Origin of the sequence: Pantoea sp. IMH, from assembly GCF_000599885.1 — a bacterium.
Lineage (GTDB): Bacteria > Pseudomonadota > Gammaproteobacteria > Enterobacterales > Enterobacteriaceae > Erwinia.
The window spans coordinates 222,250-243,210 of the sequence record NZ_JFGT01000007.1; the positions used below are offsets into that span (position 1 = coordinate 222,250).

The 20,961-nt window shown below is 52.2% G+C and carries 22 protein-coding genes and 1 pseudogene; 5 read left to right on the forward strand and 18 right to left on the reverse strand.

The genetic code is table 11. The features are described from left to right. Positions 1 to 340: 340 nt before the first annotated feature. From EA20_RS0119100 to EA20_RS0119145, 10 genes are all read right to left on the reverse strand, one after another. Entirely contained in the window at positions 341 to 2,011 is a 1,671-nt protein-coding gene (locus EA20_RS0119100; RefSeq protein ID WP_024968360.1) for a methyl-accepting chemotaxis protein, read from the reverse strand. Between the two features lie 196 nt (positions 2,012 to 2,207). Continuing rightward, the gene (cheW, locus tag EA20_RS0119105; RefSeq protein WP_024968361.1) at positions 2,208 to 2,705 is read right to left on the reverse strand and encodes a chemotaxis protein CheW; all 498 of its coding nucleotides are present in this window, start codon (positions 2,703 to 2,705) and stop codon (positions 2,208 to 2,210) included. A gap of 23 nt (positions 2,706 to 2,728) precedes the next feature. After that, the gene (cheA, locus tag EA20_RS0119110; RefSeq protein WP_024968362.1) at positions 2,729 to 4,708 is read right to left on the reverse strand and encodes a chemotaxis protein CheA; all 1,980 of its coding nucleotides are present in this window, start codon (positions 4,706 to 4,708) and stop codon (positions 2,729 to 2,731) included. Between the two features lie 10 nt (positions 4,709 to 4,718). After that, a complete protein-coding gene (gene motB, locus EA20_RS0119115; RefSeq protein WP_024968363.1) occupies positions 4,719 to 5,756 on the reverse strand; it encodes a flagellar motor protein MotB in 1,038 nt (345 codons plus the stop codon). Further along, positions 5,753 to 6,640 carry a flagellar motor stator protein MotA gene (motA, locus tag EA20_RS0119120; protein ID WP_024968364.1) on the reverse strand — a complete coding sequence of 296 codons (888 nt, stop codon included), beginning with the start codon at positions 6,638 to 6,640 and terminating at the stop codon, positions 5,753 to 5,755. Before motA ends, motB begins: the two co-directional genes overlap by 4 nt. Positions 6,641 to 6,773: 133 nt before the next feature. Then, entirely contained in the window at positions 6,774 to 7,352 is a 579-nt protein-coding gene (flhC, locus tag EA20_RS0119125; protein ID WP_024968365.1) for a flagellar transcriptional regulator FlhC, read from the reverse strand. Beyond that, the gene (gene flhD / locus EA20_RS0119130; protein ID WP_024968366.1) at positions 7,352 to 7,705 is read right to left on the reverse strand and encodes a flagellar transcriptional regulator FlhD; all 354 of its coding nucleotides are present in this window, start codon (positions 7,703 to 7,705) and stop codon (positions 7,352 to 7,354) included. The genes flhC and flhD overlap by 1 nt, the downstream gene beginning before the upstream one ends. 914 nt (positions 7,706 to 8,619) lie before the next feature. Then, on the reverse strand, positions 8,620 to 10,050 hold the full coding sequence (gene otsA / locus EA20_RS0119135; RefSeq protein WP_024968367.1) for an alpha,alpha-trehalose-phosphate synthase: 1,431 nt from the start codon (positions 10,048 to 10,050) through the stop codon (positions 8,620 to 8,622). After that, the gene (gene otsB / locus EA20_RS0119140; RefSeq protein WP_024968368.1) at positions 10,025 to 10,834 is read right to left on the reverse strand and encodes a trehalose-phosphatase; all 810 of its coding nucleotides are present in this window, start codon (positions 10,832 to 10,834) and stop codon (positions 10,025 to 10,027) included. The genes otsA and otsB overlap by 26 nt, the downstream gene beginning before the upstream one ends. A gap of 413 nt (positions 10,835 to 11,247) precedes the next feature. Next, positions 11,248 to 12,429 carry an HD-GYP domain-containing protein gene (locus EA20_RS0119145; protein WP_024968369.1) on the reverse strand — a complete coding sequence of 394 codons (1,182 nt, stop codon included), beginning with the start codon at positions 12,427 to 12,429 and terminating at the stop codon, positions 11,248 to 11,250. Positions 12,430 to 13,066: 637 nt separating this feature from the next. Here EA20_RS0119145 and cspA point away from each other — a divergent pair. Beyond that, positions 13,067 to 13,279: an RNA chaperone/antiterminator CspA gene (cspA, locus tag EA20_RS0119150; protein WP_024968370.1), complete on the forward strand. Its 213-nt coding sequence runs from the start codon at positions 13,067 to 13,069 to the stop codon at positions 13,277 to 13,279. A gap of 296 nt (positions 13,280 to 13,575) precedes the next feature. Here cspA and EA20_RS0119155 read toward each other — a convergent pair whose 3' ends face one another. Together EA20_RS0119155 and EA20_RS0119160 are read right to left on the reverse strand one after the other, a co-directional pair. Continuing rightward, the gene (locus EA20_RS0119155) at positions 13,576 to 13,755 is read right to left on the reverse strand and encodes a general stress protein (protein ID WP_024968371.1); all 180 of its coding nucleotides are present in this window, start codon (positions 13,753 to 13,755) and stop codon (positions 13,576 to 13,578) included. A gap of 424 nt (positions 13,756 to 14,179) precedes the next feature. Beyond that, a complete protein-coding gene (locus EA20_RS0119160; RefSeq protein WP_024968372.1) occupies positions 14,180 to 15,013 on the reverse strand; it encodes an MBL fold metallo-hydrolase in 834 nt (277 codons plus the stop codon). A 310-nt stretch (positions 15,014 to 15,323) separates the two neighbouring features. Between EA20_RS0119160 and EA20_RS0119165 the strand changes: the two genes are divergently transcribed. Continuing rightward, a complete protein-coding gene (locus EA20_RS0119165; protein ID WP_235192678.1) occupies positions 15,324 to 15,851 on the forward strand; it encodes a diguanylate cyclase in 528 nt (175 codons plus the stop codon). 43 nt (positions 15,852 to 15,894) lie between these two features. On the opposite strand, the gene EA20_RS0119170 is transcribed toward EA20_RS0119165, so the two are convergent. Further along, complete coding sequence (locus EA20_RS0119170) at positions 15,895 to 16,221, reverse strand: four-helix bundle copper-binding protein (protein WP_024968374.1); 327 nt, start codon at positions 16,219 to 16,221, stop codon at positions 15,895 to 15,897. A 512-nt stretch (positions 16,222 to 16,733) separates the two neighbouring features. Between EA20_RS0119170 and EA20_RS0119175 the strand changes: the two genes are divergently transcribed. From EA20_RS0119175 to EA20_RS0119185, 3 genes are all read left to right on the forward strand, one after another. Continuing rightward, a complete protein-coding gene (locus EA20_RS0119175) occupies positions 16,734 to 17,042 on the forward strand; it encodes a hypothetical protein (protein WP_024968375.1) in 309 nt (102 codons plus the stop codon). A 288-nt stretch (positions 17,043 to 17,330) separates the two neighbouring features. Beyond that, the gene (ycgZ, locus tag EA20_RS0119180; RefSeq protein ID WP_024968376.1) at positions 17,331 to 17,576 is read left to right on the forward strand and encodes a regulatory protein YcgZ; all 246 of its coding nucleotides are present in this window, start codon (positions 17,331 to 17,333) and stop codon (positions 17,574 to 17,576) included. Positions 17,577 to 17,747: 171 nt separating this feature from the next. Beyond that, positions 17,748 to 18,041, forward strand: a complete 294-nt coding sequence (locus EA20_RS0119185) for a hypothetical protein (RefSeq protein ID WP_024968377.1) — start codon at positions 17,748 to 17,750, stop codon at positions 18,039 to 18,041. A gap of 144 nt (positions 18,042 to 18,185) precedes the next feature. On the opposite strand, the gene EA20_RS0119190 is transcribed toward EA20_RS0119185, so the two are convergent. From EA20_RS0119190 to EA20_RS0119210, 5 genes and pseudogenes are all read right to left on the reverse strand, one after another. After that, positions 18,186 to 18,380, reverse strand: coding sequence for a hypothetical protein (locus tag EA20_RS0119190; protein WP_024968378.1), 195 nt, complete (start codon positions 18,378 to 18,380; stop codon positions 18,186 to 18,188). Between the two features lie 213 nt (positions 18,381 to 18,593). Next, positions 18,594 to 18,782, reverse strand: a pseudogene (locus EA20_RS19920) (hypothetical protein); the annotation flags it as partial. A 50-nt stretch (positions 18,783 to 18,832) separates the two neighbouring features. Then, entirely contained in the window at positions 18,833 to 19,732 is a 900-nt protein-coding gene (locus tag EA20_RS0119200; protein WP_024968380.1) for a manganese catalase family protein, read from the reverse strand. 69 nt (positions 19,733 to 19,801) lie between these two features. Continuing rightward, positions 19,802 to 20,308, reverse strand: coding sequence for a ferritin-like domain-containing protein (locus tag EA20_RS0119205; RefSeq protein WP_024968381.1), 507 nt, complete (start codon positions 20,306 to 20,308; stop codon positions 19,802 to 19,804). A 41-nt stretch (positions 20,309 to 20,349) separates the two neighbouring features. After that, positions 20,350 to 20,823: a ferritin-like domain-containing protein gene (locus tag EA20_RS0119210; RefSeq protein WP_024968382.1), complete on the reverse strand. Its 474-nt coding sequence runs from the start codon at positions 20,821 to 20,823 to the stop codon at positions 20,350 to 20,352. Positions 20,824 to 20,961: the final 138 nt, after the last annotated feature.

A 20,961-nucleotide genomic window follows, 5' to 3' on the forward strand; every position in this document is an offset into this window, starting at 1 on the left:
CCATTAGCTGCCCGGCGGCAGAGAAAAAGCTGAAAGCAGTACGCCAGGAAACCGGCCTGAGGCTGAGGCGGTGTTTAAAATATCGCCAGCCGTACCTTCCGCGCTTTTCAGACGCTGAAAACGCTTCTGATTAAGGCGGGATTCAGACTGCTGACAAACGTAATGAGAGATAAGAGGGAGAAGAAGTAAAGCGGCCCGCGCCATAACAGGCGTGGGCCGGGCTTTCAGAAACCTTAACCTGCTTCTTTACGGACAGGTCCTGTTACCGGCGCCTGATCCGGATGAATAACCGGCAACGCCGCCCGTTCGAAGCGGCGTTGCCGGTTTGCTGTTAACGCAATCAGAACGTTTCCCAGTTTCCTTCTGAGGTCGCCGGCGCGCTGTTTTTTGACGTCAGCGCTTTAGGAGAGGCAACTTTTGCCATGGCCGGTTTCAGGGTTTTAACCGTCTGATCGTTACGCACGCGGAATACGGCTACCGCCTGGGTCAGACGGCTTGCCTGCTCTTCCAGCGCCGCTGCCGCAGTGGCTGACTCTTCCACCAGCGAGGCGTTCTGCTGGGTGACGCGATCCATCTCGGTTACGGCTGTGCCGACCTGATCGATACCCCGGCTCTGCTCGTCGGACGCGGAAGCAATTTCCCCCATGATGTCGGTGACGCGCGTAACGGCGTTCACGATGTCATTCATGGTTTCGCCTGCGGTGCCTACCAGCACAGTTCCGCTATCGACGCGGGCAACAGAGTCTTCAATCAACCCTTTGATCTCTTTGGCGGCCTGCGCGCTACGCTGCGCCAGGTTACGCACTTCACCGGCCACTACCGCAAAGCCTCTGCCCTGCTCACCGGCCCGCGCAGCTTCCACGGCGGCGTTCAGTGCAAGGATGTTGGTCTGGAAGGCGATACCGTCAATCACGCTGGTAATGTCAGCGATTTTCTTCGAACTGCCAGCGATGTCGCTCATGGTTTTCACCACGCCATCCACCACTTTGCCGCCTTTCAGCGCGGTTTCTGACGCGCTCAGCGCCAGCTGTGAAGCCTGACGCGCGTTTTCGGCGTTCTGCTTAACGGTGGCGGTCAGCTCTTCCATGCTGGCGGCGGTTTCTTCCAGCGAGGCAGCCTGCTGTTCGGTACGGGCAGAAAGATCGTTGTTACCGGCAGCGATTTCGCTGGCGCCGGTATAGATCGCGTCTGAACCGTCACGTACGTCGCTGACGGTGCGTACCAGCGCATGCTGCATATCGCGCAGGCTGCTGGCCAGTACTGCCATTTCGTTACGGCCTTCAACTTCAATGTTGTTGGTCAGATCGCCGCTGGCGATTTTGCTGATGTGGCCAATGTTGGTCTGCAGGGGCTTAATCAGCACGCGCTTCAGGCCAAACCAGCACAGCACGATCAGCGCCACCACCAGCAGCATCACGCCGCCAATAACCCACAGCATCAGGTTATAAGCACTCTGGTTGGCTTCCACGCCCTGTGCGGTCAGCACGTTTTGCGCATCACGCCAGGCGCTGTAGACGTCCTGCATCTCGTTCTGTTTTTGCTCGATGTTTTGCTTATACATCTCCACCAGCTGCCGGTTTACCATCAGCTCCAGCATGGTGTTTAACGCTGTCGAATAGTTAACGTACTGCTGCTCAAGATTGGCAATCAGTTTTGGATCGGTGCCCGGCGTGTTTGGAATCGCGCGATAGGCCTGAAAGGATTTTTCCGCATCATCCAGCAGCGCGCGGCCCTGCTTACTGATAGCGTTCAGCGATTCGCTGTTGATGCTGTTGGCAGTTTCGCTCTGTAAACGCAGCATGCCGCGATTAAGCGTGATACGCGTCTGATTCAGTGAAATCCAGGCATCGGTAAATAATGAGACGTTCTGGCTGGAGCTCTGTGCAATGACAAAGTTATTTTTATCTTTGGTCAGCGCGTGGATAAATAATCCGCCGGAAATCAGCTGCAACGAGCCGAAGACCAGCAGTACGATTAAAAGACTGGTTACGACCTTTATACGTGTAAACATGGAGCACCCTTGGTATTGAAAAATTGGAACATCACCGGATCTATCGGCCCTGCATGGTGAATCTTTATGCGGTCTGAGGGCTATTTTTTGGTAAATATTCCGGCGAAGTCGTTGCTGAGCAGGCGAATCATTTACCCGCTCGCCAATAAAAAAGGCCGATCGCACGAGGATCGGCCCTGTTATGATGAAATTGGGTTTACGCGCTGCGCAGCGTATCCATCAGCGCCATCTCTTCGCTGCTGAGTAATTTTTCGATATCGACCAGAATCAGCATGCGATCGTTGAGCGCACCCAGTCCGGTCAGATACTCGGTTGACATTGTGACCGCGAATTCAGGCGAAGGACGGATTTGATCCTGGCTCAGCGACAGCACGTCAGAAACGCCATCCACCACAATTCCAACCACGCGCTGCTCAAGGTTCAGCACGATCACCACGGTATTATCGTTATATTCCACATCCGGCTGCGCGAACTTAATGCGCAGATCGATAATAGGAACGATAACGCCGCGCAGGTTCGTCACCCCTTTAATGAACTGCGGCGTGTTAGCGATGCGGGTAACCTGATCGTAACCGCGGATCTCCTGCACTTTTAAAATATCGATGCCGTACTCTTCGTCACCCAGTGTAAACACCAGAAACTCCTGACCCACGGTTTCGCCAGCGAGTTTAGTGACAGTTGCCATTCCAGTCATAGTTCTACCCTTAATCGGTTAAGTCAGGCTGCGGCTCCCGCCACGCGCTTTTCACGGTTGAGAGACTGAAGTGCCGAAACATCGACAATCAGCGCCACGCTACCATCACCCAGGATGGTGGCCGCCGAGATCCCCGGCACTTTGCGATAGTTACTTTCCAGGTTTTTCACCACGACCTGGTGCTGACCAATCAGCTGATCCACCAGCAGCGCATAGCGCTTACCGGCACTTTGCAGGATAACCACGATGGCCTGAGTCGCTTCCGTTTTCGCACCCTGCACGTCAAACACATTCCACAGCTCGACCAGCGGCAGATATTCGCCGCGCACTTCCAGCACGCGCTCGCCGCCCGCCAGCGGATGCAGATCGTCTGCCAGCGGCTGGAGGGATTCCATGACCGCATTCAGCGGCAGAATAAAGACTTCATCCGCCACGCGCACGGACATGCCATCCAGAATCGCCAACGTCAGCGGCAGCAGAATACGGATGGTGGTGCCTTTACCCTGCTTAGAAGAGATTTCGACGTGACCGCCCATCTCCTGAATATTTCTTTTCACCACGTCCATGCCGACACCGCGGCCGGAAACATCGGTAACCTGCTCCGCCGTCGAGAAACCAGGGGCAAAAATAAGCATCCCTACTTCTTCATCGCTCATCGACTCGCTGACCGGCAGCCCCGAAGAGAGCGCCTTGGCCAGGATACGTTCGCGGTTCAGCCCGGCGCCGTCATCGTTAACTTCGATGCAGATATTGCCGCCCTGATGTTCCGCGGAAAGCGTCAGGTTACCGACGGCATGTTTGCCCGCCGCCAGACGTTTTTCCGGCGATTCGATGCCGTGGTCGAGGCTGTTACGGACCAGGTGAGTCAATGGATCGATAATGCGTTCGATCAGGCTCTTGTCCAGCTCGGTTGAGCTTCCCATCAGCGTCAGCTCGACTTCTTTACCCAGCTTACTGGCCAGATCACGCACCAGACGCGGGAAGCGGCTGAAAACGTATTCCATCGGCATCATACGGATGGACATCACCGACTCCTGGAGATCGCGGGCGTTGCGCTCCAGCTGGCCCATGCTGTTCAGCAGATCGCCGTGTGCGACTGGATCAAGTTCGTTGGAACGCTGAGCCAGCATCGACTGCGTGATCACCAGTTCGCCTACCAGGTTGATCAGCTGATCGACTTTTTCTACCGCTACGCGGATGCTGGTAGATTCGCTTGCCTTCGGCGCCGCTTTCTTCGCGCTTTCACGCTTAGCCGCTGGCGCGATTTCACTGACGACAGCCGGTTGAGGCGCCGCCTCGACGACCGCTTCCATCACCTCTGGCTCTGCCGCCGGAGCCGCTACCGCTGGCGCATCAACGAATTTGATCTGCGCTTCATCAATGACAAAGCAGAGGACGGCGACGATATCATCCTGGCCCACTGAGGAATCCAGGGTAACTTCTACCGACGTTTCGCCCTTGATCACCTCAGAGACGGTGCCAAGATTGCCCAGCTCTTCCAGCATAAGCGGAATTTCTGACGGCTTCAGATCGACCAGCGCCAGGCGCAGTGCGCCGCCGGTCGCTACCGGCGTCGCTGCGGGCGCTGCCGTTGTCGCGGCTGGGGTCACTTCACCTTTGGCTTCCAGGGCAAGCTGACGCAGCGCCTGACAGATGTATTCAAACGTCTCGGCATTCGGTTCCGTGGCGGTTTTATAGGCATCGAGCTGTTCCTGCATAATATCTTTGGTTTCCAAAAACAGGTTGATGATGTCGGTGCTTAACTGCATTTCGCCGCGGCGGGCACCGTCGAGAATATTCTCCAGAATGTGCGTCGTTTCCTGCAGCACGGTAAAACCAAAGGTCCCAGCCCCGCCTTTTATGGAGTGGGCCGCACGGAAGATAGCGTTAAGCTGCTCCGAATCGGGTTCCTGGGGATCTAACCCCAGCAGATGTTGTTCCATGTCGGCCAACAGTTCGTCGGCTTCATCGAAAAACGTCTGGTAAAAATCGCTGATATCCATGCTCACGGTATCACCTCTGCTGTGAGTCGCGATCGGTCTGAACTGCTGACGCAGGCGCTGCCGGGACGGATGCCGCCGGTACTACCTGACTTTCCGCAGACTCAGCCTGTGAGAGTTGAGGGTCTGGGTTTTTGCTGGCATCGCCGGGTATCGCCGGTGCCGCTATATTTTTAAAACTTGCCGCGTCGGGGTCGCTAATCTGCATGGTATCGCTTTCCGAGTTTTCCTTTTCAATCTGCTCTTCGGTATCGTGGTTCAATACCAGCAGGCTAATCCGGCGGTTAACGGCATCATTCGCGCCGCGGTTCTTCAGTTTCATGGTATCGGCCATGCCGACCACACGAAGCATTTTATTGCTGGCCAGGCCACCGATGGTCAGCTCCCGGCGCGAAGCGTTAGCGCGATCGGCGGAGAGCTCCCAGTTACTGTATCCCCGGTCGCCGTTGCCATAAGGGATGTCATCTGTATGGCCTGCCAGGCTCATCCTGTTGGGTATGTCGTTCAGGATGGGCGCAATCGCACGCAGTATGTCGCGCATATAAGGCTCTACATCCGAACTGCCCGTTTTAAACATCGGTCGGTTCTGGCTGTCGATAATCTGGATACGCAGCCCCTCTTCAACCATGTTGATAATCAAATGAGGCCGCAATGCCCGCAGCCGGGGATCGGCTTCGATCAGCTGATCCAGTCGTTCACGCAGCCGGTTCAGCCGGATCTCTTCCAGCTTGCGCTTTTGTGCGTCCATCGAGGGCACTTTATGGACTTCTCCCTGCTGCTGCGTCGGATCTTCACCGCCGCCCGGAATCGGACTGACGCTGTCGCTGCTGCGTGCCCCGCCGGTCACCGCCGTCTTCAGCGGCGTTTTAAAGTAATCAGCAATCTGCACCCGCTGCTGAGGTGTAGAGATCGAAATCAGCCACATCACCATAAAAAAGGCCATCATGGCGGTCATGAAGTCTGCGTAAGCAATTTTCCATGAACCGTGTGCGCCATCATGACTCTTATGCTTCTTGCGCTTGACCAGCACAATAGGGTGGTTGTTCTTCATGCGTCCTGATCCGATGTCTGTTTCGCGGGCGATTTCGCGTTACGGACGTGCTCCTCCAGTTCGGTAAACGACGGTCGTTCCGTTGAGTAGAGCGTTTTACGGCCAAATTCAACGGCGATCTGCGGCGCGTAGCCATTCAGACTGGAGAGCAGCGTCACCTTAATGCACTGCATCATTTTGGTGGACTCAGCACACTTCTGGCGCAGCACGCTAGCCAGCGGAGAGACAAATCCATAGGCGAGCAGGATGCCAAGGAAAGTGCCGACCATCGCGTGGGCAACCATTTCGCCCAGCTCGGCTGCCGGACGATCTGCTGATGCCAGGGTATGCACCACGCCCATTACCGCCGCCACGATGCCGAAAGCGGGAAGAGAGTCTCCCACTGCGCCGATGGCCGTAGCAGGAACGTCACATTCATGCTCGTAGGTTTCAATCTCTTCATCCATCAGCGCTTCGATTTCAAACGCGTTCATATTGCCGCTGACCATCAGACGGAGATAATCGGTAATGAAGTCCACTAATCTTTTATCGGCAAGAATGCGCGGGTAATTAGCAAAAATTTCACTGTCCTGCGGACTTTCAATATCCTGCTCCAGTGACAGCATCCCCTGCTGGCGAGATTTCGCCATCAGCCGGTATAACAGCGCCATCAGATCCATATAAACGGCTTTATTATATTTTGAGCCACGCATCAGGAGTGGAAAGGCTTTCAACGTCGCTTTGATCGCCTTGCCGTTATTGCCCACAATAAATGCACCTATCCCGGCACCACCTATTATCAGCAGCTCTGAAGGCTGATATAGCGCGCCAAGATGGCCCCCAACGATGGCATACCCGCCCAACACCGACGCGGTAACCAGGATGTACCCTATAATAATTAACACATTCAATCCTTACGTCTGGTGACGAGTGGGTGGATGATTCCTGTGTGCGGCAGGCCTTTTCATTCAGCCTCAGGCAAAAAAAAAGCAGCGGTTAAATAACCGCTGCTGGATTCATTCCACGTGGGGAGCTCTGTTAAACAGCTTGTTTGACAGGTTCATCCAGCAGTTGTGAAATGTTATCGGCAGACTCTACCGAAAGTTTACGTCTTTTTACTGCTCTGGATGGCGGCTGGCAAAGGCTGCAAACAAAGCTGCCCACCGGCTGATGCGCATGATTAATAAAGCTTCCGCCGCAGCATTTGCAGTCAGACAGTTCAAGCATGCCGCTCTCGACAAACCGGACCAGGGTCCAGGCGCGTGTCAGCGCTAACAGGGGGCCTTCATCCTGTTGCGGGCACTGCTCAAGGTAGAGCCGGTAGGCTTTGATCACAGCGTCCACGCCTTTGCTCAACCCGCTTTTGAGTAAAAACTGCCAGGCGTTGCAGAACATAGAAGAGTGAATATTCTGCTCCCAGGTCATAAACCAGTCGGTAGAGAAAGGAAGCATCCCTTTTGGCGGCGGGCTGCCGCGCAGTTCTTTATAAAGCTTAATTAAGCGGCCGCGGCTGAGCTGCGTTTCGCTTTCTAACATTTGCAGACGGGCGCCGAGGGTAATTAATTCCATCGCCAGCTGAATATCGCGTGCTTCCTGTACAATACTTTTATCACTCATTAACTCGCCCTCTTTTTCGGCAGCTCATCTTGCTTTGCAGAAGCGTTGCGTAATAAACGGCTGGATAACAGAATGCCCGTGTGGATTTGCTGAAGATCGTCCACGCGTGACTCCTGAGTCAGGCGGTTAATAGTGGTGTGGTCATTAAAACGGAACTGACAAATCAGCTGATTTGTTTCAGCGAGCTTGACCATTTCTGGCAGTGTCAGTTGAGCCAGTACATCGGCCATCGCTTCGTCAATACCCAGCCGGAACATGGCCGAGGCTTTTTCCTGGTTAATAAGGCGTTGTGCAAGCAACAAATAAGACAAGTTGATATCGTAAATATGTTTGAGTAATTCTGTTGTACCCATTTCTGTTCCGTCCTGACTGACACTACATAAACGTTTGCGGACAACGCCGCTACCTTGGTTGCTGCTAGGTAAAGCTAAAAATGGCAAAAAAATTAGTGGCAGAAGCCAAACGTTTGCGAAGCTGTAAGGTGCCTTAAGGCGTCTCACAGAAAGTAGTCATTAACCCATTTTGCCAGTTACTGCTCCTGAGGTTTTCCGGCTCTTCCCTATCGTTTTCTTACGCTCTTTTAAGACTAATCCGAAAACAAGGCAACTCTATCTGCTCTGATTTCGACATACAACGTGAGCCACCCTTAATTTTAGATAAAGTGTGATCCAGATCACACTTTTTGGCGATCTTTACTAAAATAACCCTTCAGCAATACTGTTGATTAGTACGCTAAGTAATCAAAAACCGCCCAATTTGTTAAAAATTACCTGTTAACGCACTTTTACAAATGAAAATCATTCATTTCACGAGCTTTGTACGGTTTAGAAATGTGATGGCGATCTTATTTAGTTATTAATGCTAGCTTACCTTAAATTATAGGGGTTAAATTCTGATAACAACCCGGCGTAACGCATATTAAATAATCACTAAAGGTGACAATTGAGGAGGTAAAAGAAGACAAAAATGTGACAGACATCAACAATTGCTGGGAGGGTGAAAAGGTTTTGTAAAGCCCGGCAGGCTTGTGTTTACGGCCTGACAGCAAATGTAACAGGGGGTATATTAAGGATATGAATGTTTGGGATGAGGTTTGAGGTAACCGGGGTTAGTATCGGCGTCTGCGCTTAATTCTTTAGTAAACAGACATTTTTTTACTTTTTTCTTTTAAAATGGCCCTCTTTTGCCTTTGTCATGCGGATTTCCCACAGGTGAACTCACAAAAAAAGGCGATCTGAGATCGCCTTTTGTGTATACATGGCATGGCTTATGCTAGTCGCGGAAAGGTGGCCACTTTACTGGCCTCTCCTTGCTCTTTCGTCCGGACTGGAATAGCCAGCAAATCTTTCATATATGACTTACGCCAGTGGGTTATATCGTTCTTACGCAGTATCGCCATCATATCGTTATAACGAGAGATACGCTCATTCAGCGGCATCGTGGCTGCCTGATTAAGGGCAGCGGCCACTTCGTCGCGATCGTAAGGGTTAACGATAAGGGCCGAGGTCAGCTCATTCGCTGCACCGGCGAAGCGGGAGAGCACCAGCACGCCGGGATCTTCCGGGTCCTGTGCTGCCACATACTCTTTAGCCACCAGATTCATCCCGTCACGCAGCGGCGTTACCAGGCCGATATCGGTCAGGCGGAAAATTTTCATCAGCAGACGGCGATCGAAATGCTGATTAAGGTAGTAAAGCGGCGTCCAGCCCAGCGTGCCATATTTACCGTTAATACGGCCGGCTTCCGTTTCAAGCTGATGGCGGATGTCCTGATAGGCCTGCACATCGCCACGGGAGGTCGGTGCGATCTGAGAGTAACGGATATTGCCGCGATGCTCAGGATAGTTTTCCAGCAGCGCTTCGTATGCCAGGAAGCGTTCCGGCAGGCCTTTCGAGTAGTCCAGGCGTTCGCAGGCGATAATATTTTTTGCATCGCCCAGTTCGCGTTTCATCGCGGCCATTTTCGGCGGTAGCGGGCCTTCAGCCATCTCTTTGATGCTGTCTGGCTCAATGCCGATCGGATAGACTTCTGTCGCGAAACTGTTGCCAAACGCACGATGTTTTTTCCCGTCACTCTGCACCTGGGTCAGCAGCGAGAGGCTTTCAAGAAACGCGGTACGATCGCTTTCCGTCTGGAAGCCCAGCAGATCGTATTCACACAGCATTTCCAGTAATTCTTCATGGGGCGGTAACGCGTTGAAAATTTCCGGCGTTGGAAAAGGAATGTGCAGGAAGAATCCGATACGGTTATTCACGCCCAGCTTGCGTAACGCGGCGGCGAACGGCAGCAGATGATAATCGTGTATCCATAAGACATCATCCGGCTTGAGTAACGGCAGCAGGCGCTGGGCCAGTTGGGTATTTACGTCACAATAGCCTTCCCACGCCTCGCGCTGGAAGTTAACCAAATCGAGTCTGTAATGGAAGGCAGGCCAGATAACGGCGTTGGAGAACTGCAGATAGTAGAGATCGTAATCGTGCTGATTGAGTGCAAAGGAGGCGTAAGTCACATTATCCTGCTCAAACAGGTTCAGCTCCTCGCTTTCTTCCTCACCCTCGTTGATATCGCCGTTCCAGCCGAACCACAATCCTCCGGTGGTCTTAAGCGCATCCATAATGCCCACGGTCAACCCGCCCGCGCTGGTTTTGGAACCGTCAGGAACTGCGATGCGGTTAGATACGACTACTAAGCGACTCATAACCTTGACTCCTTACCGACGATTTATCGTCTTGATCTAATTGTAATAATGTTTGATTTAGCCAGTGATGGACCGATGCGACGTCAGGTAGCCGGTATGCCGCCTGTGTCTCGCCCTCACCCACTTTAATAGAGATCCCATCCATGGCATTGACCGTATTAAATCCTGCCTCATCGGTCAAATCGTCACCAATAAATACCGGCGTTCTGCCGGTAAACGGCGCCTGCTGCATAAAATCATTCAGCGCAGCGCCTTTATTCACACCCTGCGGTTTGAGTTCCACCACGCATTTCCCCGGCTGGAGCGCCAGCATGGGATAGCGTTTGGTCATTGCTTCAGCAAGTTCACATATGGCTTGCTGATAGTGTTCGGCCTGACGGTAATGCAGTGCAAAGGCCATCCCTTTTATTTCAAGCTGCGTGCCCGGCATCTGCGCCAGGGCGTCGCCGAGTAACACTGCAAGTTCGCCACACACGTTATCCGGTAGTGAAATACATTCGGTTTTGCCATTAATATCACGTCGTTCGGCGCCGTGAACGCCCGCCAGCGGAAGCTGAAGCGGCGCAACGAGCTGATCGAGTTCGGCGATTGGGCGGCCAGAGACCAGCGCCAGCGCGCCCTCATTCACTTCAGCCAGTTCTTGCAGATTCGCGATCACGCCTTCAGGGATAAATACGTCATCCGGGCGAGGCTGGATAGCCGCAAGTGTTCCATCGACGTCGAGGAAGAACGCATAGCGCTTGTCCCGGAGAAGCTGGGGGCCAGCATCTTTCTGGATGTTCACTGGATTCCTCCTGATTGAAGGGTTAAAGAAATAACGGAGTTGACGCTGGCGTCCTGGGCTGATCGTAAAAGTGACCCTGGCAGAGGAAGGTAAAGAAAGGCGGTTATATCATTCATCGTTTATCTGGAACAAAGTCCTTTCCGTTGCGGATTGCTGTCTGAGAGCAGCAACTCCGTCGCATTATCCACACGCCATCGCGTAACCATTTCAGCCTCAAGTATAGTCGCTGATCCGCACTCTGCCAGACGAAACGGCGGGAAGACGCACTCTGCGGGGCCATTAGCCTGCCAAAATACCGGCAGAAAAGCGCCAGGAATATGATGAATTAATCTGAGTATTTTGATGGAATGGGCAGGAATGAACAGGGAAGCCGCCCGCTTTTGTGCGGCGGAACGAGTCCGCCCTGAGGTCACTCAGCAGGCGATCGGCTGCATCCAGAGCGCGTTGATGTCGATATCACCCCAGTTACTCTTTTCTTCCGGTCCGCTGATGCTGTCCCAGCAGAAACGATCGGCCAGGTCAACGATCTCGGGCCGGGTGCGCTGATTGCTGGCAAGCGACCAGAATACGCAGACTTTTGGCGTTAACAGGGAATCATCGCCAGGCTCGGCCACAACGGCAATACGTCCTGACGCCAGTCTTACGACCGACCCTGGCGGATAAATGCCAACGGCTTTAACGAAGGCGTAAAACACCTTGCGATCGAAGTGTCCGTTCCAGCTCGCCATTTGCCGCATCGCGCTGGCAGGGTTCCAGCCGCTTTTATAGGGGCGATCGGAGGTGACCGCGTCATAGACATCACATACCGCTGCCATTCGCGACAAGAGCGAGATGGCTGGCCCTTTCAGCCCGTGCGGGTAGCCTGACCCATCGATTTTTTCATGGTGATGCAGCGCCACATCCAGCAAGTCATCATCGCCACCGCTTTTGCGCAGCAGCGCTTCACCCAGCACCGGGTGCTGTTTCATAATGCGGAATTCGTCATCGGTCAGTTTGCCCGGCTTGTTAAGGATTTCCAGCGCAATTCCGGCCTTACCGACATCGTGCAGTAGTCCCGCCGTACCTGCTCTGAGAACCAGTTTTTCATCCAGGTTAAGCTGTCGGGCCAGCGAGATCATTAGCGCGCAAACCGCGACAGAGTGCAGATAGGTATAATCATCATGTGTTTTGAGCCGCACCACGCTGAGTAACGCGGCGGGATGGCGGCTGATAGAGCCGCCGATCTCGTCCACCAGCGGCAGTGTACTGACCGTATCAATGGTTTTGCCGAGCCGCGCATCGCTGAACATGTCCATCACCTGCCCTTTTGCATTGAGGCAGATCGCCTGCGCCTGCGCCACTTCTTCACAGAGATTGCGACGTCCGGAGACCGCCGTCAGTACAGGCGGCGTTGACGGCCCGGTGCGTTCCGGGTGGACACCTTTATCCAGATCGATCCAGACTTCTTTAATGCCGCTCTCGATGATTGTCTGAATCTGCTCCTGTTGCGTGAGCAGCATATCATTATGCACCTGCGCGTGTTTCAGCCAGAACACCTCCAGCTTGTGCACATACATGCCGGTGCGTAACTCCGCTACCGGAATCAGCTGTATCATTTTTTCTCTCCCGCCTCCCCTGTCTGTTACTCCTGTTATCAGTGATATCGGCTTATCCGGATAAACCTTCACCCCCAACAACGAGGATCGGCGGTTTTGCACCGCTTTTTACAAATCCCGACGGAGGTAGGGATTAGAAACGGTGGGAGTCGCGAGGCGGTTGAACGCCCAAAATCCGTTTACGCTGCTGGTTTTACACATCGGCTTACCGGTCTTTTACGTCTTTCTTTCATCAGATCTTTAATGAGGCTACAGGAAAACGTCTTTGATATGACGACTCTGCCGTTTGGCGTTTTACTCGCACACAACTGAACCGGCCAGGGTGACTGCCCCCTGGTTAAGCAGCGGTTTCACCACATCCAGCGGCTGCGGCGCAGTAAAAGATAGCGCCGAAAAAAAGATGTTCAGAGAATTATCTTGAGATAAAGCTTGCTAATGCGGCTCAGGCATGACTAAATAGCGTCATCGGTTTGGAAGACAGACCTTATGAAAGCAGTTTTAGTAAAGCAGTTCTCAGTTCAAGCGTTATCCACAGATACCCCTTCTTCGTGAGCCTCCTCCTAAGTGCCCAATAAGTTATCATCTGCTGTACAGGCCATCTCTGCCGCTTACGTGGCTCAAAATTAAGGAAGTATCTATGTCTGGTAAAATGACTGGTTTAGTAAAATGGTTTGATGCGGGTAAAGGTTTTGGTTTTATCGCGCCTCAGGACGGCAGCAAAGATGTGTTCGTTCACTTCTCTGCAATTCAGGGTTCTGACTATAAGACCCTGGACGAAGGCCAGAGCGTTGAATTCACCATCGAAAATGGTGCCAAAGGCCCTTCAGCCGCTAACGTTGTTGCCCTGTAAGGGAACATCGTCTGTTACCTGACTTACGATAGCGATGAAGGCATCAGCCTGAGCAGTTAAGTTAAGGTAACGAATAAAACCCGCCAAGGCGGGTTTTTTTGTTTGTCGATAATGTGCGTCTCTGGAAACCACGCCTTTTCGCCCTCTTGCTGCTCAAGGCTTTGCGGGTAGATGACCGACGCAAATGTCGTGCCTGCACTTTGCGGCATCGTCGCTCAACGGTGACAGACAACGAAAAGCCCGCAACCTTTGAGGGTGGCGGGCTGTATACTGTCGTTCACGGTTAACCGGGCACTTTAGCTACGGCCGCTGGACTTACCGCCTTTTTTGCCCGCTTCAGAGGCTTTTTCAGGATTATCTTTGAAATTCCCGCCGCCGCTACCACTACCGCTGCTTTTGCCGCCTTTTTTACCGGCTTCTGATGCTTTTTCACGATCTTCGGCAAAGTTGCCGGAATTACCACGATGCTGAGTCATAAAAACTTCCTATTCGTGTTTAATTTATTCCACCGAAAGCGCAGGACGTTAATAATTACGTCAGCCATCGGTAGCCGTGATGCCTGAATAATTGTAGTCAGGCTGCGCTATTCACGCCATCAAAGCGGCAGAGTTATTTCGATAATTCCGCAAAGGTAATTTAACTCACTGTGAATTAACGCGTTTAATATTCTCCCGTTTCGCTTTATCGGCTGGCGGGTCCATCCGCTATTAATCTGCCTTTATTTCACTTCGGGCTAAAAAATAATCTCCTATGATTCAAAGCGCTGCGAAATAATGAATCCTTTAATGGCGGCTGTGCGAGGCCGCTCTGGTTTTTGCTTCAGAAAATACCCGTCCCGCCGCCTGACTGACCGCCTTAAAATGCGTTCTGCCAATTGCCCTTCGGGCTCCAGTAAGCATTTTAAGGTTTAGTTGCGGCAACACGTTCAAACTCCAGCGCATCGTGACTGCAAAACAGTGTCAGCCCTTCTGTATGTGTGCAGGATAGCGCCCTGAGCTTCTGCTGGTTGAGGCGACGGGCTTTATTGTCTTGCGCCATAAACCATTGATAGAAGCGCAGGCCTGGCGTGCAATGTCGCTGCGCCTGATGCATTTCCCCGCGAAAAAACCAGGCATCTCCGCCATGCAATGTCCAGCCGCTGGCGGTGCGTATGGCAATCCCTGCATGGCCTGTGGTATGTCCGGCAAGCGGGATCATCAGAATTTCCGGCGGCAATCCGTTCAGCTGATTTACCGCGTCAAACCCAAACCATTTTTCGCCGGTGGCCTGATAGCCCTGCCATCCTGATATTCCTCCCCATTGCGCGGGTCGGTAGCGCTGCGTTGTCAGCCAACTGTGCCGCTGCCGGGCGGTGTTTATCTCCTCTTCCATCAGATGTACCCTGGCATGAGGAAAGTCGCTTATTCCCCCAGCGTGGTCGAAATCGAGATGGGTAAGGATGATATGCCGTACGTCCGCTGCATCAAAGCCGAGCGCCTGAATTTGTGATAGTGCGGTTAGCGACCTGTTTCGCTGAATATTATTGATTGCGCGGAAAAAGGGTGACAGGGTTGTGGCCGGCGCCTGCATATCTTTATGACCAAAACCGGTATCTACCAATACCAGCCCGTCACGGTCAGTCTCGATCAGCAGGCAATGGCAGATCAGCTTCGCTTTTAATCCCCTGCTGAACCCGTCATACAGCGCTCCGCCAGCAGGACACATGCAGCCGCAATTAAGATGGTGGATTTTCATGCAGGTATCCTCGCTCAAGTGAATCAATTTGCTTTGGCCGGTAATTATAGACAACACTTTCTGGATGCGATTACACGCCTTGCAGAAAGCGAGCTAACTTATTGAAATTGGTCTCCGTCTGGTCCTTTTCTGCCTTTCTTGTTTTTCTGGAGTCCATGTGCCAGTTTTATTTATATCGGGAAAAGCTGGCTAAAGGTTATTTGAAAATTCTGGTTATCTGTGCCTTACCCGCTCCGGGGGCCTGCGCCGTAAGAGTTAACTTTTTTTCATTAACAGGGTGATGACGATAATGATCCAGGATCCAACAAGAATGGTATTACTCTATTTTATTCTGCCGCTGTGGCTGCTCGCCGGGTTTTGCGACTGGCTTTGCCACCGCGCGACCGATATTGCGCATACCACCGGCAGGAAGGAAACGTTAATCCACTTTCTGATGTTTGCCGAAGCGGGTATTCCGCTTATTGCAGCCCTGCTTCTGGAAATTAACGCGCTGATTATTGCGGTGATGATCGTTCTGTTTTTTATTCATGAAATGACGGCCTTGTGGGACGTTAACATCGCCATCGCTTCCCGCTACGTTTCTCCCTATGAGCAGCATGTTCACAGCTTTCTCGAAATGCTTCCACTGATGGCCGTTCTGCTGGTCTGCATTTTACACTGGCCACAGTTTCTCTCCCTGTTTGGTGCGGGCGATGTCCCGGCTGACTTTACGCTCAGAATGCGCGAGGAACCGCTGCCTGTGTTCTATATGGTCAGCATCTTTCTTGGCATTATTCTTCTTGAACTGATCCCTTATGCAGAAGAATACCTCAGGGGGCGTCGGGCCAAAAAAGGGTAACAACCGGCACGAGCCGGGCAGGACGTTCGTGCCGGTTTTATGCTTACGCGGCCATTTTGCGGCATGCATCGGCGCAGTGGTGGCAGGCTTCAGCACATTGCTGACAGTGATCGTGCTGATGCTTCGCGCATTCGTCACCGCATTTCTGGCAAACTTCCGCGCACAACTGACAGAGCGTGGAAGCAAATTCGCTTTCCAGCGCCATAAACTGAGCGGCAAGGCGGCAAAGGTTGGCACACTGGGTATCAAGGCGTATGCACTCCCGCATCATTTCCAGATCCTCTTCCTGCAGACAGGAGGCGGCACAATGATCGCACGCTGCGGCACAGCGATAGCAGGCTTCCAGAGAGTTCATATAAGATTCGTTCATTTCTCCTCCTTCATATGAGCTAACGTTACCCTGATAAGCCTGGATCATCTTCACGGTGCTTTCCAGAAAAGATCGCCCGTTTAATTTTTGTTTCACCTGAGGCCCATCTTTTGGTGGATCGGGATAAGCCGCTCCCGGACGCGAAACTGAAAAAAGCAGGCTTTGCACGCGCGTTTTTTGAGGTGCAGAACGTTTGCCCTGTTTCCCGTTTAGCTCCCGACGCCGGGGCCACTAACATCTATGGTTTTCAACAGAATTCCCGTTATGTGAGTTAAAGAAACAACCAGAAACACTCTGAATTATTATACAAATAATTCCCTGGTAAACTGAGATTTTTTTATTAAATCCTTTTAAAAACATCAAGTTAACTATAACAAATATATTAATTAAGTCGCAGCCGGTGTCTTAATTCTTAACTCTATTCCTAAAATAAAACCCAGGCTGCTTTTTTGTTTTATGCTTATAAACGCAAACGTGAGATTTCTTTTTGTTAAACATTACGGAGGTCTCAATTGACTATTACCGAAGACGAAAAAAAACAGCAGGTTATGATTGGGGAGGCGACACTCAATCTTATATTTAACCACCAGGATGTCACTCCCCTGTCGCTTGTTGAGCAGTTATATGCGATGGCCGATCGCGAGCAGGATGACGATCGCCTGCTCAGTATCTGGCAAGCCAGAAAATGGCTGCAGATCTTTACTAAGGGCGCACCTTCCGGACGCCGTCCGGACTGGCTGCAAGAGATGATGTCACGCGCCTGTCAGGAGACTGTCATTGCAGCTGACGACGGGCCCGTTTCCCGTCCTTCATCGCGTTAACCGTACGACTGACCTGACCAGCAAATGCGCTTCTCCGCTGGTCAGCGTCATAAGGCTCTGCCGCCTCCGGTTGATAATCTTCATCCTCTCTTTTACATCTTGTACATGCCTTCCCCCTGCAGACCTGCAAAACTTGTCTCGTAAACCTTGTTAACTCACTGAATTCCAGTATTTAGCACTTTTTGCCAAAATGTTAATTCTTTTAAAATTCACTATTACTGTACAAGTTAACTAATTCTGTATAACTTTAGCGCAAATCATTGACTTTCAACGACCAGAGGCACAGACATGCGTAAGGATGGTACTAACCCGCAGGCAGAGAACGACATTAGCCGTTACTTCAATGACGCGGCCCTTCCTTCCCAGCAGGAGACGCTTGGTCAGGTTGCTGTCGAAATCCTGCGTTCTGGCAGACAAATTACGCGTAAAACGATCTGTACTAAACTGTTGAGACGCCTTGCGCTGGCAACCTCAGCAGAGCAGGAAAAGCATTATCAGGCGCTGATTGGCATGCTGTTTGGCCGGGGTGATTGACCGTACGACAGCCGGATGCTTATCCGGCTGATATCGTCACCCAGCGAGGATATCGCGATCAGGCTGCTACTGCTTTCTGGTCACGTTGTCTGTCCGGCTTGTGGCGGGATTACGCCTGATAGCTGAGGCTTTCTGGAAATGCGCCTGAAAAACTGATTCAGAGATGTGGGTATGTATCAAAACGATGAAGATAAACTGACCGATATTGTTCTGGGGGAAGCGATTCTTGCTCTGTTGCGGGGAGACGCCCCTGTGAGTAATGCGTCATTAATACAACAATTGCAGCAAATGAGTGCCGTCGAGAAAGATCCCGCCAGACTACGTGCCTGCCAGCTTGCTATTGCGGAAGTCAGAAATAATCGCCCTGCTTCGCCCAAGTCCGTTACGCACCGCGTACGCGATCGCGATAACATCACGCACCTTTTTACCAGCGAAGGCCCACCCGACGGCACCAAGAAGCATTAAGCCGCATCAGGTTAACGCAACGGCAGGGTAGCTGAGCAGAGGGTTTAGTATTCAGATAAGGGCAATGGCGTTAAACATTGCGCTTTATGCAGCGTATGAAGCGCGCAACTACGCCTGTTTCAGGTTCAGGCGGCGCTAATGGGTTTATTCAAGCAGCCTGCGAAACGCCATCTGGTAGATGGCTTTCTTTCCTTCCTGCGTCGACTGTGCGCTGTGAACCTGCAGCGTGATCAATATATTTTGCTTGCCCAGCGGCTCCCCCGCTTCAATCAGTTCAGAGACAGCGCGGCCTATCACCGCGTAGATAGCTTTTGAATACTCATGATCTTTGCCGTGCACACACGTTCTCACAGAGGCTGGTCATACATACAGCTTATCACTTTGCCGGCTCTATTGCATCCTGGCAATATGCCCTGATAATAGCCATGGGCCACTGTTTATCCGCGGTTATTTTATATTCCCGGCTTAGTTACATGGGTAACTTTTGAGCACATCCCGTTCAACTGGCGATTCACCTCCTGCCATGGTTCGGGGAGTATCGTCGCTGGCATGGCGTAATGCATGAACATGGCGGGCGAAGTCCTCCTGGACAGCGGGGCTGTGGATATTCACGGACGCGCCGCCATCTTCATCAATTAAAATGCGTTCGCCGTCATCTTTTTCCTCCTGCATATCTTTTCGTGACATCACATTTAAGAGGCGTTCGGGGCTGCTGAACAGGCTTTTTAACATTCTGTACATAGTTTTTTTTGAAAATGTAAGGACGGCCGGCGGGCCGTCACAGGGGATGGTCAGGATTTTTTGGCTGGCGCCGAGTCGTTTTCAATTGGCGGCACAGCACCAATATCGGTTCCGGTGACCGGGTTAACCGAGGGATCGGATGCCGTACGTTTAATCATACTTTCCAGATTAGCCTGCTGCTCAGCAGGGAGCTGCACGCTGGCCAGACCGTCGCCGCCATCCACTGCAGGAGAAGGATCGGCAACATAGTTAAAGTTTTCATCTGAGTTCCAGCTACCACGTACTTCCCCACCTTGAGACATGTTGTAGTAGTTGTTGGCGTATTGCTCGATAGGGGGCAGCTTGCCTGGCGGGAAGTTATTGCGAATCGAGTAGAGCGCCTTCTCAAAGGAGATCTGGTGCGCCACTTCGCGCGTCATCAGAAAGCCCAGCGCATCTTTTACGCCTGGATCGTCCGTCATATTGATCAGACGTTCGTAGATAATCTTCGCACGTGCTTCCGCAGCGATATTGGATCGTAAATCAGCGGTTACTTCACCGATAGTGTCAATATAGGCCGCCGTCCAGGGAACGCCGCCTGAGTTGGTCAGCGCGGGACCGCCGCCGTACAGCAGGGAGGTCAGATGACTGTCATTACCGTTTCCGGTAATGTTGCGATACATCTCGCCTTCCTGCTCGGTGCCCTCTGCCAGATCGCCTTTAGCACCTTTATTCAGCATTCCAACCAGCGAGCCGATGATTTCAAGATGGCTCAGCTCTTCAGTCGCGATATCCATAAGCATATCGCGGCGGCCCGGATCGTCATCGCTCAAGCCCTGGGTAAAGTAACGACAGGCAGCGGCCAGTTCGCCCTGCGGCCCGCCAAACTGCTCCAGTAATAAGTTTGCCAGACCTGGGTTCGGACCGGCAACGCGTACGGTGTACTGCAATTGTTTTACATGTTTAAACATGGCTCACTCCGGTTTAATAAAGGTTCCTGCTGGCCTGCCGGGAGGCAGGCCTTTCGCTGGTGCTGCGAATTATTTTTTTGCTTCCACACCGGGCGCGGCGGAGCGCACCAAGAACTGCTCTGTGACATCCGGCAGGTGATTCAGACACCAGTCCGCCATTGCCACCTCTTGCTCACGGATTTGTGCAAAGATGCGTGCACCTTCCTGATCGCCAACAACCTCAGCGGCTGCGATCAGCGAGGTATAGCTGGCTATTTCGAGGTTTTCGAAAACATAGCCGCTCATTGCCCCTTTCACGACTTCATCGTCGGCCATCATGCCACCCATCGCCTGACCCATGGCCGACAGTTTGCCCATGGCATCCTTAATGGTGGAGCTTGAGGTGTCATACCGGTCAATAACGGACTGCACCAGCGCCTGCTGATGGCGCGTTTCCTCAATATGCTGTTCAATACGGGCTTTCAGATCGGGATAATGCTCAAGCCGGCCTGCCATTTTTTCCAGCATGCTTTCTGCCTGTTTTTCCATCGCATGGGCATCTTTTACCCAGTCAAGGTAGTGTTCTTCATTCGTCATGCTGCACCTCTTACATTAGGGTTATCTTGACGTTCACGGGACTATTGCTGTTCCGCAATTACGGTCAGTTTCTCATCCGTGGTTTTTTCTTCATTCAGCGTTTCGGTCAGCAGTTTTTCCGCTTCCGTATAGCCAAGTCTCGCGGCCATGGCGCGCAGCGTGCCGTAGGTGGCAATTTCGTAATGCTCGACTTTCTGCGCGGCACCGATTAATCCTGCATCTCTGACCGGACCAGCCTCAACAGAGTCAATAATTTCCTGGGCTTCTTCGACCAGACCTTCCAGCGCGTGGCATTTCATGCGTTTGATTCGCACGCCTTCGGTACTTTCAACCAGCTGATCCAGACGCTCGATCTGCCCCTGAGTCTCTTCCAGGTGTTGTTTGAAAGCCGCGACCAGTTTTTCGTCAGTTGCGGCACGGGCCATTTTTGGCAGGGCGCGGGTAATCTGCTTTTCTGCACTGTAAATGTCAGATAAGTCATGGATAAACAGATCTTCCAGGGTCTTGATAGTCATCATTCTCTCCGTCTTTGAAATAGATAAAGATTACGAACGCATGAACGATAATCCATTTTTTAACATTACTAAGCGTAGATGCAATTCCTTGAATTTCCAGCGATGAGCATGATGAAAATTTTAATATTAAGAGTAATC

Excerpts from the sequence above, each read along its gene's own strand:
- EA20_RS0119145 (WP_024968369.1), bottom strand. The coding sequence starts at position 12,429 with ATGATACAGCTGATTCCGGTAGCGGAGTTACGCACCGGCATGTATGTG.
- cheA (WP_024968362.1), bottom strand. The coding sequence starts at position 4,708 with ATGGATATCAGCGATTTTTACCAGACGTTTTTCGATGAAGCCGACGAA.
- ycgZ (WP_024968376.1), top strand. The coding sequence starts at position 17,331 with ATGCGTAAGGATGGTACTAACCCGCAGGCAGAGAACGACATTAGCCGT.
- otsA (WP_024968367.1), bottom strand. The coding sequence starts at position 10,050 with ATGAGTCGCTTAGTAGTCGTATCTAACCGCATCGCAGTTCCTGACGGT.
- EA20_RS0119170 (WP_024968374.1), bottom strand. The coding sequence starts at position 16,221 with ATGAACGAATCTTATATGAACTCTCTGGAAGCCTGCTATCGCTGTGCC.
- EA20_RS0119210 (WP_024968382.1), bottom strand. The coding sequence starts at position 20,823 with ATGACTATCAAGACCCTGGAAGATCTGTTTATCCATGACTTATCTGAC.
- EA20_RS0119200 (WP_024968380.1), bottom strand. The coding sequence starts at position 19,732 with ATGTTTAAACATGTAAAACAATTGCAGTACACCGTACGCGTTGCCGGT.
- EA20_RS0119160 (WP_024968372.1), bottom strand. The coding sequence starts at position 15,013 with ATGAAAATCCACCATCTTAATTGCGGCTGCATGTGTCCTGCTGGCGGA.
- flhD (WP_024968366.1), bottom strand. The coding sequence starts at position 7,705 with ATGGGTACAACAGAATTACTCAAACATATTTACGATATCAACTTGTCT.
- EA20_RS0119100 (WP_024968360.1), bottom strand. The coding sequence starts at position 2,011 with ATGTTTACACGTATAAAGGTCGTAACCAGTCTTTTAATCGTACTGCTG.
- EA20_RS0119155 (WP_024968371.1), bottom strand. The coding sequence starts at position 13,755 with ATGACTCAGCATCGTGGTAATTCCGGCAACTTTGCCGAAGATCGTGAA.
- cheW (WP_024968361.1), bottom strand. The coding sequence starts at position 2,705 with ATGACTGGAATGGCAACTGTCACTAAACTCGCTGGCGAAACCGTGGGT.
- motB (WP_024968363.1), bottom strand. The coding sequence starts at position 5,756 with ATGAAGAACAACCACCCTATTGTGCTGGTCAAGCGCAAGAAGCATAAG.
- EA20_RS0119185 (WP_024968377.1), top strand. The coding sequence starts at position 17,748 with ATGTATCAAAACGATGAAGATAAACTGACCGATATTGTTCTGGGGGAA.
- flhC (WP_024968365.1), bottom strand. The coding sequence starts at position 7,352 with ATGAGTGATAAAAGTATTGTACAGGAAGCACGCGATATTCAGCTGGCG.
- EA20_RS0119165 (WP_235192678.1), top strand. The coding sequence starts at position 15,324 with ATGGTATTACTCTATTTTATTCTGCCGCTGTGGCTGCTCGCCGGGTTT.
- EA20_RS0119205 (WP_024968381.1), bottom strand. The coding sequence starts at position 20,308 with ATGACGAATGAAGAACACTACCTTGACTGGGTAAAAGATGCCCATGCG.
- cspA (WP_024968370.1), top strand. The coding sequence starts at position 13,067 with ATGTCTGGTAAAATGACTGGTTTAGTAAAATGGTTTGATGCGGGTAAA.